This is a genomic window from Priestia sp. FW507-14D1A (assembly GCF_058781295.1).
The window spans coordinates 981,450-997,648 of sequence record NZ_JBYSWQ010000002.1; the positions used below are offsets into that span (position 1 = coordinate 981,450).

Genomic DNA, 16,199 nt, shown 5'->3' on the forward strand with positions numbered 1-16,199 from the left:
CTTATTGAACACCTAATGCAATTTTAGCGTAGCGCGTCATTCGATCTTTATCCCATGGAGGATTAAATGTGATATTCACTTCTACATTTTCTACTTCTTCAAGAGAAATTAATTGTTTTTTCACTTGTTCGCCAATCACGCCAGCCAGCGGGCAGCCAATAGAAGTTAACGTCATCGTCACGATAACCGTGTTGTTTTCTTCCATTTCTACACCATACACTAAGCCTAAATTTACGATATCAACGCCAAGCTCTGGATCAATTACTTCTTCTAGTGATTCCATGATTTTATCTTCTAACTGTTTATCCATATTCATTCTCCTTTCTCTTACTTCCGTAATTATCTTCACGTATTAAATATACCCTTAAACAATTTATCGTAAGCAATCAATAACTATGTCTTACACCGTAACAAGACAGCTTTTGCATGTCAATCGTTCTGCTTTGCTCCTAAGGAAAAGTTGTGTAAAATATGGGAATACAAGCATGAATATTAGTAGAATTCAATATAATCGTATAACTACTTCAATTTAAAAGGAGCCCTATATGAGAAACGATCAACACTTAATCGCCTTAGATCTGGATGGAACATTGTTAACGAATGAAAAAACCATTTCACCTACAACAAAACGGGTATTAGAAAAAGCCAAACAAGAAGGACACATTGTAATGATTGCAACTGGTAGACCTTATCGTTCCAGTGCTATGTATTACAGCGAATTAAATTTATCCACGCCTATTGTAAACTTTAACGGAGCGCTTGTTCATCACCCCCTTCAGCCTGATTTCGGCACGCATCACGAACCTTTAAACCGCCGCACTGTCCATGACATTGTGACAGCTATGCAAGACTATCGCATCAACAATATCATGGCAGAAGTACAAGATGATGTGTATCTTCATTTTGAAGATCGAAAATTAATGGATGTACTTAGCCTAGGGGATCCTAAATTACAAACGGGTGATTTGCGTCATACGCTGCAGCACGACCCAACGTCTATTTTAATTCACGCAGATGAAGAACATGTACAAGATATACGCTCTCACCTTTCAGATGTTCATGCAGAAGTACTAGAACATAGACGCTGGGGAGCACCTTGGCATGTCGTTGAAATTGTAAAAAAAGGACTTAATAAAGCTGTAGGTCTTGAGCGCGTAGCTAATCATTATCAAATTCCACGCGAACGAATTATTGCGTTTGGAGATGAAGACAATGATTTTGAAATGATTAAATTTGCAGGACACGGTATTGCCATGGAAAATGGTATTAACGAATTAAAACAGCTAGCGCGTGAAGTAACAAAATCGAATGAAAATGATGGTATTGCTTATTATTTGGAAAAAACGTTAAATTTATAACTTAGCTTTTTTTGAAAAGCAAGGTAAATTTTTATCGCTATCATTTTTTTTATTTAGCACACACTATAACCGACACTTCTTAAGGTGTCGGTTTTATTTATATTACGAGGAGGAATTTATGATGGGCAGAGGCAATCGATCAAAACGTTTTGTGAAACAAGGTGCAGACGCAGTTCAAAAACATGATGAACGAATTCCTTATCATATGACTATGGCAGAGGCAGAAGCATTTCAAGCTCAGCAGCGCCAAACTCCTCATGGAGGACAGTAACTTATGAAAAATTCACTTTTTGGTCAAGTAAAAGATGCGATTCGAAATGCAGTATCCGGCCATTCAGAAGATCAGCTTCATCGTCAAAAGCACGGCAACGGTGAACTTGATATTTCAGAAGGCGTATTAAATAGTATTGCTTCTAACGCTTCTCCTGAGGAGCAAGAGCAGCTGAAGCAATTCCAAAACTCATTGCATCAAGCGTATGATACAGATGGAGAATCACATTCACAAGAGAAAAGCGCAGACATTACGTCTGATACGCTGTCTCACATCGTTCAGAATGCTTCTTCCGAAGAGAAGGCACAGCTTGAACAGCTTCAAAGCACTTTAGAAGGCGGTCAGTCTCACGCTCACGGTAAAGCTCATGCGTCCAGTGAAAGCGTAGCAGCTGATATATTATCTCATGCACAGCAAAATGCTTCTCCTGAAGAACAAGCTCAGCTTGAACAGCTTCAAAGCACTTTAGAAGGCGGTCAGTCTCACGCTCACCGTGAATCTCACACGTCTAGTGAAAACGTAGCAGCTGATATGCTGTCTCATGCACAGCAAAGCGCTTCTCCTGAAGAACAAGCTCAGCTTCAGCAGCTTCAGAATACATTAGGAGCTGCTGGTCAAAAGCATCAAACGTCTCAGGCTCATACGTCTGCAGCTTCTGATGAAAACATTGCAGCTGATATGCTGTCTCATGCGCAGCAAAATGCTTCTCCTGAAGAACAAGCTCAGCTTCAAGAACTTTCTAATGACTTAAAAGGCACACATTAATAAAAAAGAGTCCAGGTAATGAATACCTGGACCTTTTTTAATCCTTGCGAAACAAACCAAAGATTCCCGTTGTCTGAACGATATTGGTAAACGCTTTAGGATCTACCTCTTTAATCACTCGCTCCAAGTCAAATAATTCATATCTGGTCAAAACAATCATTAGCATTTCTTTATCTTCGTTTGTAAAGCCGCCTTTAGCCGGTACCGCCGTAATCCCTCGCACAAGTTTGGCGTGAATCGCCTTTCTTAGCTCCACTCCTTTTTTCGTTACGATCATTGCTGTGAGTTTGACATGACGCGTATGAATAACATCAATGACGCGAGTAGTTGTATAAAGCGTCACAAGCGTATAAAGTGACTTCTCAGCACCATATAAAAGACCTGCTAGCACGATAATAATTGCGTTTAATATGAACATATAAGTGCCAATTGGTCGGTCCTTTACTCGAGACAAAATCAGGGCAATAATATCGAGCCCACCAGTTGAAGCTCCAAATTTCAACGTAATTCCTACCCCTACCGCTAAAATAACGCCTCCAAAAACTGCGTTAAGGATGATGTCTTTAGAAAGTGCTTGAATAGGAATAATTCCAAGAAACAAAGTTGTTGCAGCAACGCTGATAAAGCTGTAAACAGTAAATGACTTCCCAACTTTTTTCCACCCTAAAATAGTTACAGGAATGTTTAACAACAACAGCAGCACTCCAGTGGAAATAGTAAAAGGGGTGTAATCTGTCACGATACTCGAAACAAGCTGCGCTACTCCTGTAAAGCCGCTCGAATATACATTAGCAGGTATCAAAAACAAGTTGAGCGCAAGCGCATTCAATAATGCTCCTACTAAGACGACTATCGCTTTTTTTGTTTCAAGCCACATATTCAAATGACCGACCTCCGCTTTTTTAAAACTTCTTACTCTCCTATACCCATTTATAAAATGAATAAAGTCAGCATCTTTAAAACAGTTAGTACATATAGTATGTACGATTTGGCAGAATTAAAAAAACTTATTCAAAAATTGTATTTTCCTCAAAGTGCTTATACACTAATACTATGTCGTATATAACGCTTCTCAATGTTTATACATCAAATTCATTTAATATTTTATAAATGCAATTAGGAAGGTGACATTTATGTCAATTAAACTTTTAACCGATAGTGCAAGCGATTTGCCTTTATCCTTTTTTCAAGAAAATAACGTTGGCTTTTTACCACTTCGCGTAAGCCTGGATAATCAAGAATTTTTAGATCTACAAACGATTGAGCCAGCTTCTGTCTACGAAGCCATCCGTAAAGGCAAAATGCCAAAAACATCTCAAGCGGCTCCAACTACTACGTATGAAGTCTTTGAGAACATAGCTAAATCAGGTGATTCGTGCATTTATTTAGCTTTTTCTTCAGAATTATCCGGTACATACCAAACAGCAATGATGATTCGAGAAGAACTCCTAGAAAAGTATCCCGATTTCCAATTAGAGATAATCGATACGAAATGTGCATCTCTTGGCCAGGGAGTAGTTACTTATTATGCAGCACAATTACTACAACAAAACCTCTCACTAGTCGAGATGACAGAAAAAATAAAACAATACGCGCTGCATATGGAACATATTTTTACGGTCGATGACTTAGATTTTCTTGCTCAAGGAGGACGCGTGAGCAAAGCTTCTGCTTTTGTAGGAGGTCTGCTTAATATTAAGCCGCTGCTTCATGTGGAAGATGGAAAACTGATTCCAATCGAAAAAATCCGTGGCCGTAAAAAAGTATTTAAGCGCATGCTTGATGTAATGGAAGAGCGAGGAAAAAGCCTCTCTTCTCAAACCATTGGAATTAGCCATGGAGATGATTTAGAAACAGCTCTTCAGCTGAAAGAGATGATTCAAGAACGTTTTGGAACCAAACATTTTATTATTAATATTATTGGTGCAGCCATAGGTTCTCACTCTGGCCCAGGGACGATTGCAGTCTTCTTTTTGAACGAAACCATCGAATAATTTAAAGAGGTCAGGGCATTCTAAAGGTACGATCAAAAAGGGGTGTATCACAATGCCAAAAACGAGCGATAACGATAAAAAAGCAAAAGATAATAATGCAAAGCTTCACGAAAAGAATCTGCAAGCTAAGCATAACCGTGAGCTTGGAAAACATTCATTTTCTAAAAAAACTGATCACTTATAAAAAGAAGCCGCTGAATTTTCAGCGGCTTCTCCTTTTAGTTTTCTTCTTTTTTAAAATATGTCCATCCTTCTTCTTGATAAACTTTTCCTTCTTTCATCAGTTTACCAAGCGCACGTTTGAACGCAGCTTTACTCATATTAAAGCGCTCGCGAATATCTTCCGGATAGCTTTTATCCCAAAATGGCATAACGCCACCGCGGCTTTCCATGTAATCGTATAGTACTTGTGCATCTTCATCCATGCTTTCTTGCTTGCGCGGAAGAAGCGATACGTTTAGCGTTCCGTCTTCTTTTACATTAATTACGCGGCCTGTTACATACGTCCCAAGCTTTGGTTCTTTGCGTCTCTCGCTTTCATGAATAAATCCAACATATCCTTCATCTGTCATAATAAATGAACCTACGCGCAGTACGCGATAGATGTATCCGCGCACTTCACGATTAAAAAGTTCGGGCGGAGCATCTAACGCCATTGCTTTCATCACATCGTCTGTAGCAATTTTCCCGTACATCTTACCGCGCTTTGAAATCTTCATTGTACAGTAAACCTTGTTTCCGACTTCTGGCCACAGATCTTCTAGGGCAGGTAAGTCTGTTGAACCAATTAACATATCTTTGTTCATGCCGATATTTACAAACACGCCCAAACCTGGATTAACATCTACGACCTCGACCCACTCATAGACACCTTCTTCAACAAGAGGTAAGTGCATCGTTGCCGTTAAACGGTCATGCTGATCAAGGTATAGAAAAACTTCTACTTCTTCTCCTTCAGCAAGTTCTCTTGTTGTTTCATTTTTATGCAGCAAAATTTCTTCTTCACCTTCTGCTAACATATAACCAATCGGCGTTTCCCGGTTTACTGTTAAATACGCTTTCATCCCAGCTTCTACATTCATCGTTCTATCCATCCTTTATATAAATTAGTAGTGACTATTCCGTCACCACATACCTTCTCACTTTGCATCGAACAGCATTTTAAATTTCAAATCAACTTAAATGCATGCATTGTTTAAAAAAGCTGCTTCTATAGCTTACAACAAAAAGCATAACTTGTATTGTATCAATTACCGGCTCTCTATTCAATATCAGTTGTATACAGTTTGTGTTTTATTTATAATAAAAGAACAAACTCTTTACATATGGAGGTTATTATGGCTAAAGATAGTTCATTTGACATTGTGTCACAAGTCGATTTATCAGAAGTAACAAACGGCATTACCATGGCAACAAAAGAAATTAAAACCCGCTACGATTTTAAAGGCAGTAAAAGCGAAATCTCGCTTGAAAACGAAGAGCTTGTTCTTATTTCTGATGATGAATTTAAGCTTGAACAGTTAAAAGACGTACTGATCTCCAAGCTTATTAAACGCGGCGTACCTACACGCAATATCTCATATGGAAAAATTGAGAACGCCTCTGGAGGAACGGTTAGACAACGTGCCAAGCTAATTCAAGGTATCGACAAAGACAACGCTAAAAAGCTAAATACGATTATTAAGAATACCGGTTTAAAAGTAAAAAGCCAGATTCAAGATGATCAGCTTCGCGTAAGCGGTAAAAATCGTGATGACCTGCAGCAAATCATTTCAGCTATTCGCAGCGCTGATTTACCTATTGACGTACAATTTATTAATTACCGCTAAAAAAATGGATGCTCCGGCATTCATTTTTTCTTTTAAAGCCTTTTTTTATTCGTTCAGGCTTATTCCTATGCATAGATACACTTTCTTAACAAATACTAGTATACGCTTTACATACTCATATTAATTAAGGAGTGTATACCAATGAATCAAAATCAAAAACAAAACTTCCCTCCTCAGCATCAGCAAACTCAGCCAGGTATTGAGAAAGATATGCACCCAATCCCTACCTCTATCGCTCCAGATTATAAGGCAAGCGGAAAATTACAGAACAAAGTAGCTGTTATCACCGGAGGAGACAGCGGTATCGGACGTTCTGTCGCTTATCATTACGCTAAAGAAGGCGCAAATGTTGTCATAACCTACCTTAATGAACACGATGATGCAAATGAAACCAAAAAACAAGTTGAACGAATGGAAGCTTCTTGTTTGTTGCTTGCTGGTGACATAGGAGATGAGCATTTTTGTCAAGAAGTCGTCTCAAAGGCCATTCAGACTTTCGGAAAAATAGACATCTTAGTCAATAATGCTGCTGAACAGCATCCTCAAAAAAGTATTACGGATATCACGACTGAACAGCTTACTCGTACGTTTCAAACGAATATTTTTTCAATTTTTCATTTGACCAAAGCTGCATTGCCTCATTTAAAACAAGGAAGCGCTATTATTAATACAACGTCTGTGACAGCTTACCATGGGCATGATCAGCTGATTGATTACTCTTCAACCAAAGGTGCTATCGTTGCTTTTACACGTTCTTTATCAGCTTCGCTCGCAACAAAAGGCATTCGCGTAAACGGCGTAGCTCCGGGACCCATTTGGACACCTCTTATTCCGTCTACGTTCGACGAACAGCAAGTTGCGACATTTGGGTCTAATACACCTATGAAACGGGCAGGACAGCCTTCTGAGCTCGGACCAGCCTATGTATACTTGGCAAGCTCTGATTCTTCTTATATGTCCGGGCAAGTTCTGCACATTAATGGGGGATCCATTGTAAACGGATAACATTTCTCTTCGGTCATTCATTTATTTTTATGTGGAAACACTATCAGAATTCAGCTATTTTTGTTTAAATAGAGATATGAACACCGCTAAAGGAGAGTATTTGAATGACCGATACATTAAGCACTCTTAAACATATATACGAAACCATTTTAAATAAAGTCGATGCCGGTATCCATGCGGTCGATGAAACAGGAAAAACTATTATTTATAATGAAAAGATGACAAAGATGGAGCTGATGGATGAACAAGACGTTTTGCATAAAAACTTGTTAGATGTATTTATGTTCAAAGAAAATCAGCAAAGCACGCTTGTACAGGCGCTGCAAAAAGGAAAAGAAACGGTTAACGTCAAGCAAACGTATTTCAACAATCAAGGACAAGAAATCACGACGATTAATAATACCTTCCCTATTTTAAAAGACGGGGTCATTCAAGGAGCGGTTGAAATTGCTCAGGACGTGACAAAATTAGAGCGTCTAATCCGGCAAAACATTAGGCAAAAAGGAAACACACGCTTTACGTTTGACAGCATCATCGGAAACAGTCAAGCGGTTCATGATGTGATTGAAGACGCCAAGCGTGCTACTAGAACTCCTTCTTATGTCTTAATCATTGGAGAAACAGGCACGGGAAAAGAATTGTTTGCTCAAAGCATACATAATGGCAGCAGCCGCTCTTCTGCTCCTTTTATTTCACAAAACTGTGCTGCGCTACCGGATAATTTAATTGAAAGCCTTTTGTTCGGTACGAAGCGCGGAGCTTTTACAGGTGCAATGGATAATCCTGGCCTTTTCGAACAAGCGCAAGGAGGCACATTACTGCTAGATGAAATCAACTCGTTAAACCCAAATCTTCAGGCTAAGCTTCTTCGAGTGCTGCAGGAAAAAACCGTACGAAGAATTGGGGATACAGTGGACAAACCGGTTAACGTTCGAGTGATCGCGAACATGAATGAAGATCCAATCGATGCAATTGCAGAAAACCGATTACGCAAAGACTTATATTATCGACTTGGCGTCGTGACGCTTTTTATTCCTCCTCTTCGTGAACGAAAAGAAGATATTATTGAATTAACAAAGTTTTTCATCAAAAAATACAATGATTTGTTTCAGATGAATGTAAAAACCGTAGATCACCAAGTCATGTCTTCTTTTCTCTCTTATGACTGGCCAGGGAACGTACGGGAATTAGAACACATTATTGAAGGCGCAATGAACTTGGTAATGGACGAAGATGTTATTCACTATTCTCACCTTCCTTTCCAATACAGAACGAAGTTCCAGCTAAAGCAGCATGAACATTTTGAAAATAAAGCAAGCAGTGACGCACCTTCTTATCCAAGCGCTTTTCACCCTTCTCTTCCTTTAAAGGAACAGCTGTTAGCGTTCGAAGCAGAATGTATTAAACAAACGCTTGAACAACACAGCCACAACATCTCAAAAAGTGCTAAGATACTAGGGCTGACCAGACAAAGCTTGCAGTATCGTATGAAACGATTAAACATCCGCTCTAAATAAAAAAGAAGTGCATAGTGCACTTCTTTTTTATTTTGCTTTATAAACCGGTGAATCCGATTGTTTTTGATCAATATTTTTCTTGATTCCTACGTGATAATACACGTAGAGTACAATGATTAAAGGGACACCGCAGTAAAGACCAATTCGTTGATCCGGAATAAAAATTAAACTGATTAATACCAGTCCATACAAACAAAAACCTAGAATAGGAACGAACGGATAAAGCGGCGTTTTAAATTTCAATTCCTTTATGTCTCCTCCTTCCGCTAAAAAACGACGGCGGAACATAAATTGAGAGGCACAAATGGACATCCAAACAATAATGGTCACCATTCCTGAAATCGAAATAAACCAAAGATATACGGTTTCAGCAGCCACGACGCTTGTAATCAACGAGCACCCTGAAATAATCATTGTCACAATTAATGCGTTAATTGGAACACCTTTTGAAGATAATTTCTTCAAAGGTTTTGGCCCCATATTGCTGTTTGACAGTGACCAAAGCATACGAGAAGCAGCATAAACGCCGGAGTTCGCCACTGATAGAACGGCTGTTAAAATGACAAAGTTCATGATATCCGCTGCGTATGGAATGCCAATTTGATCTAATACGGCAACAAACGGACTTTCAATGACGCCTGCTGTTTTGTATGGCAGAATAGAGACTAAAACAAACATAGCTAACACAAAGAAAAACAGCGTTCTCCAAATGACGTTTCGAATAGATCTCGGCAACGTTTTCTCAGGACTTTCACTTTCTCCTGCTGCAATGCCGACAAGCTCCGTTCCTTGAAACGAAAAGTTAACCGTTACTAAAGTCAATAAAACTGCCAGTATTCCATTTGGAAAAAGACCTGCGCCTTGGGTGAAATGTGAAAGAAACGGTGCGGATTCTCCTCCCTTGAAATCGATAAAACCAAAAACAGCAGCTCCTCCAATTAAAATAAATAGAATAATAGCCGTAACTTTAATACTCGAAAACCAAAACTCAGTTTCAGCATAGCTTCGAGCAGAAAGAGCGTTAATTAAAAATGTAATGACGCCAAAAATCAAGCACCATGACCATATAGGTACATCAGGAAACCACCTCTGCATTAAAATTCCTGCTGACGTAAATTCAAGTCCTGTCGTATTTGCCCAGCTGAACCAGTACAGCCATCCAATCATAAAGCCTGTAGAAGGCCCTAAAAACCTTGTAGCGTATTCTTGAAAGGAACCTGAAACCGGCATTGCTACCGCTAGCTCTCCTAAACAAAGCATAACTAAATACATGAGGAAGCCGCCTATTATATATGCAAGAATGGCTCCTCCCGGCCCTGCCTGGCTAATAGTAAAACCCGAACCTAAAAATAGGCCTGTTCCAATCACGCCTCCTAACGCAATCATAAATAAATGTCTGCTTTTCATTGTTCTCTGTAATTGGTTTTGTTCTGTATGTCTATTCATCGGTACCTCCGTTCTTCATTTTCTTATATGTGGTTTGTACAAGCATACCTACTTTTTAACATCTGAACAGTTGTTTCTTGAATCAACTTAGGAAGGACGCCGAACGAATAAGGCTTGTACACTCGCTCTGTCCACTTATGTCCGTCTTTCCCATATACCCCCATATTGATGGACGGAATATTTAATTCTCGAATTTCACGGAAAGGAATCGCCCCTGCAATCCCCCATCCCGGAAAGTTACGTGTAAAAGCATCGATTTCCTCATCTGTCTCATGAAGAGATAAAAAGCTGCCATCCGCTAGGTAGGGGAAAAATTTTTTAAACTGAAACGTCTCTCCCGTCTGTTTTCCAACCTTCTCCACAGCCGCTTGCAAGGGATAAAGAAGCTGCTGATCTCTGCTTTCTTCTTTCTTCAAGTGATTATGAGGCAGGTAAGGCGGTGCAAAAAAGACAATTACGCGCGGACTTTGATGCGGATCTAACCTTTGAAGTTCTTCAATTACTTTAAAGCACCTTGTTCTAAGTTCTAAATGCGCATACTGTTCGAAAGCTCGTTCAATACAAGCCTGAGCATTTATCCCTTTTTGATCCAATTCTTCCAAATAATCTTCCAAACTCACAACATCTACTTTCCAAGACAAGTTTCGCTTTGGTAAATTCGTTCTCCGAACAAAAAGTTCGTAATAATCAGAAAGTTTTTTCTCCACTTTTTCACATGCTTCGATTGATAATCCAATTAATTGACTCATCACTTCTTTTGCCGTTCGTTCATAGATGAAATAGTTAAAATACAAATGACTACTTACAGCAGTTTGCACATTATAAGCCTCTTTATTATCTCGTTGATACAGACAGGAAGGTGGCAGTACCAGCTCTCCTTCAATATTTTCAGCTAGATTAATATTGTTATGGATGCTTCCTGTAATCTCAGATGCAATCAAATTAGGGTCTATACCAGCAAGCGTATCTCCTACGTGTACCTCCCTTCCGTAAATATAAAAACATGGAAGCAGTTTCCCAGCGGCTCCTGTATAAATATAGCGCGTGGAATCTCCATCGTAAAGAGGTGTAATAAAGTCGGTATTAATCGCTGCTACATATGAAAGATTTTTTTCTTTTTTCAAACGGTTCAGTTCAGAAACAGCAGAAATAATTCCAGCATGCTGACTTTCCTCATCTGGGTTGACCATAAAAAGGACGTTTCCTTCTAATTTATTTGGATGCTTAGTAAAATGCAGCACATTGGCTAAATGTACAGCAATTCCACTTTGCATATCAACGGCTCCTCTTCCAAACATCCATTCACCTGAGCGAGCATCTCGCTGTACATCTTCATTAATGTTATGCATAGAGAAATAGCGCTGAAGTTCTTCTGGATCTAATGCTATGTCTTTTAATGGACCAAAATCTTCAATGCCAACCGTATCTAAATGAGCGTGATAAATCATTGTTTGAGCATTTTTTTTGCTGCCTTGAATAAAAGCAAATACATTTTTTCTACCTAGCGTATCGCCATTAATTTTCTGTTCCCAAACGTGAAGGGGATTTTCTTTGAAATAAGGAAAACTTTGAAGCGTGTTTTTAATGAAATCAGCAATCTTTACTTCGCCGCTTGTCCCATTGATACTTTTGATTTTCACTAACGCTTTTGTTAAACATTCAACTTGCTCTTCCATGCTTAGCTGTGAGAGTTGGATATACACTTCTATTCCTCCTGCCTATCAAATAAAAACGTTATTTAGCTGCATATGAATAAAAATAGTACGATATATACATATCGTACTATTTTTATTTATTTTAAACCGATTACTCAGCAAATACTTTTTCAATTCGTTCAATTGCCCAGTCTAACTCTTCTTTTGAAATCGTTAGCGGCGGAGCAAAACGAATAACCGTACTGTGCGTTTCTTTACAAAGCAAACCTTGGTCTTTTAATTTTTCACAATAAGGACGAGCTTCTTCGTGTAATTCTACCCCGATGAATAGACCTCGGCCGCGCACTTCTCTAATAACTGGATTGCTTAAGCTTTGGAGCTTCTGCTTGAAATAAGAACCTAATTCTAATGAACGCGCTGGAAGTTCTTCATCTTCAATTACTTCCAAAGCAGCTAATGATACGGCACAAGCAAGCGGGTTTCCTCCAAATGTTGAACCATGAGAGCCAGGGTTAAAGACACTTAAAATGTCTTCGTTAGCGACTACGCAAGAAATAGGGAAAACTCCTCCTCCAAGCGCTTTACCTAAAATCAGCATATCTGGTTCCACGTCTTCCCAATCACAAGCAAACATTCTGCCTGTACGCGCTAAGCCAACTTGGATTTCATCAGCAATAAATAGCACATTATGTTCTTTACATAAATCAGCTGCAGCTTTTAAGAAGCCTTCTGGAGGTAAAACGATACCTGCTTCACCTTGAATTGGCTCAATTAAAAATGCGGCTGTATTTGGTGTAATAGCAGCTTTTAACGCTTCTAAATCACCATAAGGAATGGTTTGAAGCCCTGGAAGCATCGGTCCAAAACCACGTTGATATTCTGCTTCAGACGATAAGGAAACAGCTGTCATTGTACGACCGTGGAAGTTGCCCACACATGCGATGATTTGTGCTTGATTTTCAGCAACGCCTTTCACATCGTAAGCCCAGCGGCGTGCAGCTTTAATGGCTGTTTCTACCGCTTCTGCTCCCGTATTCATTGGAAGAGCCATATTTTTATTTGTTAATTTACAAATCTTTTCATACCATGGACCAAGCTGATCATTATGAAACGCTCGTGACGTTAACGTTACTTTATCAGCTTGACGTTTTAATGCTTCAATAATTTTTGGATGACGATGTCCTTGGTTAACAGCGGAATAAGCACTTAGCATATCCATATATTTATTATTTTCTGGATCGTGTACCCATACGCCTTCTGCCTTTTCAATTACAATCGGCAGCGGATGATAGTTGTGTGCCCCAAATTTTTCTGTTTGCTCAATGATTTTCACCGTTTTTTGTGTTTCAGTTGTCATATTTACTCCTCCTTATTTTCTAATTAGAATGTTTCAGATGTTGTTTTTGCTTGCATGTGAAGAACAAGATAATCCGGTCCGCCTGCTTTTGAATCCGTTCCTGACATATTAAATCCGCCAAAAGGCTGGTAACCAACAATCGCTCCTGTACATCCTCTGTTAAAATACAGATTTCCAACATGGAACTCTTCACGGGCGCGCTCAATATGCTCGCGGTTGTTTGATAATAAAGCGCCTGTTAATGCATATTCTGTATTGTTTGCAATCTCCATCATATGATCAAAATCTCGCGCTTTAGAGAATGCTACTACCGGACCAAAAATTTCTTCTTGCATGAGACGAGCTTTTTCATCTACATCCGCAAAAATAGTTGGCTGAATAAAGTATCCAGTTGAACTGTCTGCTTCTCCTCCCGCAACAAGCCGTCCTTCTTCTTTTCCAATTTCAATATACGATAATACTTTGTTATACGAAGCCTCATGAATAACAGGTCCCATATAAGTTGAAACTTCTTCTGGGTTTCCAACGGTTAATGTTTTTGTTAGCGCAACTGCTTTTTCAAGCACTTCATCATACACATCTTGATGCACAACAGCACGAGAACCAGCGGAGCACTTTTGCCCTGCAAAACCAAATGCAGAGTATACAATTGAAGAAGCAGCTAAATCCAGATCCGCATCTTTGTCTACAACCACCGTATCTTTTCCGCCCATTTCAGCAATAACGCGTTTTAGCCATTTTTGGCCCGGCTGTACTTTTGCTGCTCTTTCATAAATGCGGCAACCTACTGCTCGCGAGCCGGTAAATGAAACAAAACGTGTTTTTGGATGTTCAACTAAATAGTCACCGATTTCAGGTGTAGCACCAGGAATAAAGTTTAATACGCCTTTCGGTAAACCTGCTTCTTCCATTACTTCTACAAATTTCGCTGCTACTACAGGAGTGGCATCAGCTGGCTTTAATAAAATCGTGTTGCCTGTTACGATAGCTGCTACTGCTGTTCCAGCCATGATAGCTAACGGGAAGTTAAAGGGTGAAATAATAATACCTACGCCAAGTGGAATATAATTGTACTGATTATACTCACCGTCTCGACTCTGTACTGGAGAACCATCTTTTAACGTCAGGACTTGACGTGCATAGTACTCTAAAAAATCAATTGCTTCTGCTGTATCAGCATCTGCTTCGTTCCAAGGCTTTCCTGCTTCTTTTACAAGATAACTAGAAAATTCATGCTTTCTGCGACGGATGATGGCCGCTGCACGAAAAAGAATATCTGCTCGATGTTCTACTTTCCATTTTTTCCACGTTTCAAAAGCTTTTAAAGCTGACTGCATCGCTTGCTCTGCTAAGTCTTTATTTACTGTAGAGACATATCCAATCACTTCTTTTATATTCGCTGGGTTAACAGACGTAATTTTCTCTTCAGTTTCCACTTTTTCACCGTCGATCACAAGCGGGTACGTTTTGCCAAGCTGTGTATTTACATATGTTAATGCTTCTTGAAATGCCTTTTTATTGTTTTCGTCCTTAAAATTTGTAAATGGTTCATGAGAATAAGAAACTACCATGATATATACCTCCTAGTATGCAAATCTTTGTTTACTTTATAGTTATGCAAATAGCGTGCCAACTTTTAATAAAACTTTACAGTCTATTTGCCATCAAGGTTTTCACCACTTATATTATTCTTTCTTTTTAATACAGGAAAAAATAATTGGCACGTGTGTATTTTTTTTGCACTTTAAACGCCAATATCTTTGGCACAGAAAATATATTGAGACATACCTAAATCAATCCAATCTAAAAACGAAAAAATCCGAACAAGTTTGATTCTCCATCAAGAATCAAACTCGTTCGGATCTTCCTTCAACTACAATACTTTTGTCCCAGCCTCTTTCTATTTGTTTATAAAGTTATCTCTTCGTCATTTGAATGGTTTTACAGGATTGTCTTTCAATCATTTTGTGAGGAACGCGCACTTGTTCTGCAACAGCATATGGCGTTTCAATCTGCTTAATCAAACAGCGTACAGCCTGATAACCAAGTTCAAAAATATTAATATCAATAGATGTGAGAGCAGGTCTAGCCATTTCGGCGATCAAAACATTATTAAAACTGACAATCGAAATGTCTTCAGGAACCGAAATTCCCAGTTCATCCAATGTATTTAAAACGCCTAATGCCATTAGATCGTCCGCTACTACCAGAGCCGTTGGACGTTCTTTTAGAGATAAAAGTTCGCAAACAGCTTCTTTTCCTCCCTTCTGTAGAAATTCTTCATGAATTACATACTCGTCCCGGTAAGGAATGTTTGCTTTTTGAATCGCTTTATCATAGCCTGTTAAACGGTCAATGGTAACGACTAATTCAAGACTTCCGCCAATAAACGCAATACGCTCATGTCCAGATTCAATTAAATATTCCGTCGCTTCTTTTCCAGCTTTAAAATTATCATTATCAACAAACGTGATGCTTTCACTATGTTTAAACGGCTTTCCAATAACTACAAACGGCACGCTCTGTTCTTGCAAATAAGAAAGTACTTGATCATCAACTTTGGAGTACAGCAAAATTAATCCATCCACTCGTCTTCCCTGTACCATTTGAACAACTTCTGCAAAAATCTCTTCTTCCGTTTCTCCAGTGGACATATAAATCGCTCTTTTGTTTTCGTGAGCTCCGGTGCTGATTCCTCTTAGCACTTCGGGAAAGAATGGATTTTGAAACACCTTGTCTGCTGAGCTCGGCATCACTAGGCCGACTGCCTCTGTCGTTTGATTTGCTAGACTTCGCGCAATAATATTTGGGTGATAACCAAGTTCTTTCATAGCCGATCGCACGCGCTGTTTTGTTTTTTCACTAATTCTTGAGCTGTCTGCAATGACGCGAGATACCGTCGAAGGGGCTACATTTGCTAAATTTGCCACATCTTTTATTGTTACACCCATAATTCCACCTCTTAATTATGTTTTCTTCATTAATACTTATCCAATTATAAT

Annotated in this window: 16 protein-coding genes; 8 read left to right on the top strand and 8 right to left on the bottom strand. The window is 39.1% G+C overall.

Going from position 1 to position 16,199, the window contains the following annotated elements:
• Nucleotide 1: 1 nt before the first annotated feature.
• A complete protein-coding gene (locus AC3WJG_RS13330) occupies nt 2–310 on the bottom strand; it encodes a metal-sulfur cluster assembly factor (protein WP_013055384.1) in 309 nt (102 codons plus the stop codon).
• A gap of 235 nt (nt 311–545) precedes the next feature.
• Between AC3WJG_RS13330 and AC3WJG_RS13335 the strand changes: the two genes are divergently transcribed.
• The 3 genes from AC3WJG_RS13335 to AC3WJG_RS13345 all read left to right on the top strand — a co-directional run bounded on the left by AC3WJG_RS13335 (nt 546) and on the right by AC3WJG_RS13345 (nt 2,394).
• Nucleotides 546–1,358, top strand: coding sequence for a Cof-type HAD-IIB family hydrolase (locus AC3WJG_RS13335; RefSeq protein ID WP_028407447.1), 813 nt, complete (start codon nt 546–548; stop codon nt 1,356–1,358).
• A gap of 118 nt (nt 1,359–1,476) precedes the next feature.
• On the top strand, nt 1,477–1,629 hold the full coding sequence (locus tag AC3WJG_RS13340; protein ID WP_013055382.1) for a hypothetical protein: 153 nt from the start codon (nt 1,477–1,479) through the stop codon (nt 1,627–1,629).
• A gap of 3 nt (nt 1,630–1,632) precedes the next feature.
• On the top strand, nt 1,633–2,394 hold the full coding sequence (locus AC3WJG_RS13345) for a DUF3813 family protein (protein WP_337133873.1): 762 nt from the start codon (nt 1,633–1,635) through the stop codon (nt 2,392–2,394).
• A gap of 37 nt (nt 2,395–2,431) precedes the next feature.
• Here AC3WJG_RS13345 and AC3WJG_RS13350 read toward each other — a convergent pair whose 3' ends face one another.
• Nucleotides 2,432–3,271 (bottom strand): YitT family protein, encoded by an 840-nt coding sequence (locus tag AC3WJG_RS13350; protein ID WP_025749916.1) that lies wholly within the window; start codon nt 3,269–3,271, stop codon nt 2,432–2,434.
• A gap of 256 nt (nt 3,272–3,527) precedes the next feature.
• Between AC3WJG_RS13350 and AC3WJG_RS13355 the strand changes: the two genes are divergently transcribed.
• Nucleotides 3,528–4,388 carry a DegV family protein gene (locus AC3WJG_RS13355; protein WP_028407444.1) on the top strand — a complete coding sequence of 287 codons (861 nt, stop codon included), beginning with the start codon at nt 3,528–3,530 and terminating at the stop codon, nt 4,386–4,388.
• Nucleotides 4,389–4,440: 52 nt separating this feature from the next.
• On the top strand, nt 4,441–4,572 hold the full coding sequence (locus tag AC3WJG_RS13360; protein WP_013055378.1) for a DUF3941 domain-containing protein: 132 nt from the start codon (nt 4,441–4,443) through the stop codon (nt 4,570–4,572).
• Between the two features lie 34 nt (nt 4,573–4,606).
• Here the strand turns inward: AC3WJG_RS13360 and AC3WJG_RS13365 are convergent, their stop codons facing one another.
• A complete protein-coding gene (locus AC3WJG_RS13365) occupies nt 4,607–5,470 on the bottom strand; it encodes a CvfB family protein (protein WP_028407443.1) in 864 nt (287 codons plus the stop codon).
• 255 nt (nt 5,471–5,725) lie between these two features.
• Here AC3WJG_RS13365 and AC3WJG_RS13370 point away from each other — a divergent pair, with 255 nt between their 5' ends.
• The 3 genes from AC3WJG_RS13370 to AC3WJG_RS13380 all read left to right on the top strand — a co-directional run bounded on the left by AC3WJG_RS13370 (nt 5,726) and on the right by AC3WJG_RS13380 (nt 8,739).
• Nucleotides 5,726–6,217: a YajQ family cyclic di-GMP-binding protein gene (locus tag AC3WJG_RS13370; protein WP_013055376.1), complete on the top strand. Its 492-nt coding sequence runs from the start codon at nt 5,726–5,728 to the stop codon at nt 6,215–6,217.
• 141 nt (nt 6,218–6,358) lie between these two features.
• Nucleotides 6,359–7,222, top strand: coding sequence for an SDR family oxidoreductase (locus tag AC3WJG_RS13375; protein ID WP_016763019.1), 864 nt, complete (start codon nt 6,359–6,361; stop codon nt 7,220–7,222).
• A 104-nt stretch (nt 7,223–7,326) separates the two neighbouring features.
• The gene (locus tag AC3WJG_RS13380; protein WP_028407442.1) at nt 7,327–8,739 is read left to right on the top strand and encodes a sigma-54 interaction domain-containing protein; all 1,413 of its coding nucleotides are present in this window, start codon (nt 7,327–7,329) and stop codon (nt 8,737–8,739) included.
• Between the two features lie 27 nt (nt 8,740–8,766).
• Here AC3WJG_RS13380 and AC3WJG_RS13385 read toward each other — a convergent pair whose 3' ends face one another.
• From AC3WJG_RS13385 to AC3WJG_RS13405, 5 genes are all read right to left on the bottom strand, one after another.
• Nucleotides 8,767–10,185, bottom strand: coding sequence for an amino acid permease (locus tag AC3WJG_RS13385; RefSeq protein ID WP_028407441.1), 1,419 nt, complete (start codon nt 10,183–10,185; stop codon nt 8,767–8,769).
• Between the two features lie 23 nt (nt 10,186–10,208).
• Nucleotides 10,209–11,888, bottom strand: coding sequence for a M20/M25/M40 family metallo-hydrolase (locus AC3WJG_RS13390; protein WP_098248697.1), 1,680 nt, complete (start codon nt 11,886–11,888; stop codon nt 10,209–10,211).
• A gap of 103 nt (nt 11,889–11,991) precedes the next feature.
• Nucleotides 11,992–13,197, bottom strand: a complete 1,206-nt coding sequence (locus tag AC3WJG_RS13395; protein ID WP_337133875.1) for an ornithine--oxo-acid transaminase — start codon at nt 13,195–13,197, stop codon at nt 11,992–11,994.
• A 23-nt stretch (nt 13,198–13,220) separates the two neighbouring features.
• A complete protein-coding gene (gene pruA / locus AC3WJG_RS13400; protein ID WP_337133876.1) occupies nt 13,221–14,768 on the bottom strand; it encodes an L-glutamate gamma-semialdehyde dehydrogenase in 1,548 nt (515 codons plus the stop codon).
• A 345-nt stretch (nt 14,769–15,113) separates the two neighbouring features.
• Nucleotides 15,114–16,148, bottom strand: coding sequence for a LacI family DNA-binding transcriptional regulator (locus AC3WJG_RS13405; protein WP_028407437.1), 1,035 nt, complete (start codon nt 16,146–16,148; stop codon nt 15,114–15,116).
• Nucleotides 16,149–16,199: the final 51 nt, after the last annotated feature.

Bases quoted from the DNA above. Each gene is read 5' to 3' on its own strand.
- AC3WJG_RS13375 (WP_016763019.1), top strand. From the start codon at position 6,359: ATGAATCAAAATCAAAAACAAAACTTCCCTCCTCAGCATCAGCAAACT.
- AC3WJG_RS13365 (WP_028407443.1), bottom strand. From the start codon at position 5,470: ATGAATGTAGAAGCTGGGATGAAAGCGTATTTAACAGTAAACCGGGAA.
- AC3WJG_RS13350 (WP_025749916.1), bottom strand. From the start codon at position 3,271: ATGTGGCTTGAAACAAAAAAAGCGATAGTCGTCTTAGTAGGAGCATTA.
- AC3WJG_RS13380 (WP_028407442.1), top strand. From the start codon at position 7,327: ATGACCGATACATTAAGCACTCTTAAACATATATACGAAACCATTTTA.
- AC3WJG_RS13395 (WP_337133875.1), bottom strand. From the start codon at position 13,197: ATGACAACTGAAACACAAAAAACGGTGAAAATCATTGAGCAAACAGAA.
- AC3WJG_RS13360 (WP_013055378.1), top strand. From the start codon at position 4,441: ATGCCAAAAACGAGCGATAACGATAAAAAAGCAAAAGATAATAATGCA.
- AC3WJG_RS13340 (WP_013055382.1), top strand. From the start codon at position 1,477: ATGATGGGCAGAGGCAATCGATCAAAACGTTTTGTGAAACAAGGTGCA.
- AC3WJG_RS13405 (WP_028407437.1), bottom strand. From the start codon at position 16,148: ATGGGTGTAACAATAAAAGATGTGGCAAATTTAGCAAATGTAGCCCCT.
- AC3WJG_RS13370 (WP_013055376.1), top strand. From the start codon at position 5,726: ATGGCTAAAGATAGTTCATTTGACATTGTGTCACAAGTCGATTTATCA.
- AC3WJG_RS13335 (WP_028407447.1), top strand. From the start codon at position 546: ATGAGAAACGATCAACACTTAATCGCCTTAGATCTGGATGGAACATTG.
- AC3WJG_RS13345 (WP_337133873.1), top strand. From the start codon at position 1,633: ATGAAAAATTCACTTTTTGGTCAAGTAAAAGATGCGATTCGAAATGCA.
- AC3WJG_RS13385 (WP_028407441.1), bottom strand. From the start codon at position 10,185: ATGAATAGACATACAGAACAAAACCAATTACAGAGAACAATGAAAAGC.
- AC3WJG_RS13355 (WP_028407444.1), top strand. From the start codon at position 3,528: ATGTCAATTAAACTTTTAACCGATAGTGCAAGCGATTTGCCTTTATCC.
- AC3WJG_RS13330 (WP_013055384.1), bottom strand. From the start codon at position 310: ATGGATAAACAGTTAGAAGATAAAATCATGGAATCACTAGAAGAAGTA.
- pruA (WP_337133876.1), bottom strand. From the start codon at position 14,768: ATGGTAGTTTCTTATTCTCATGAACCATTTACAAATTTTAAGGACGAA.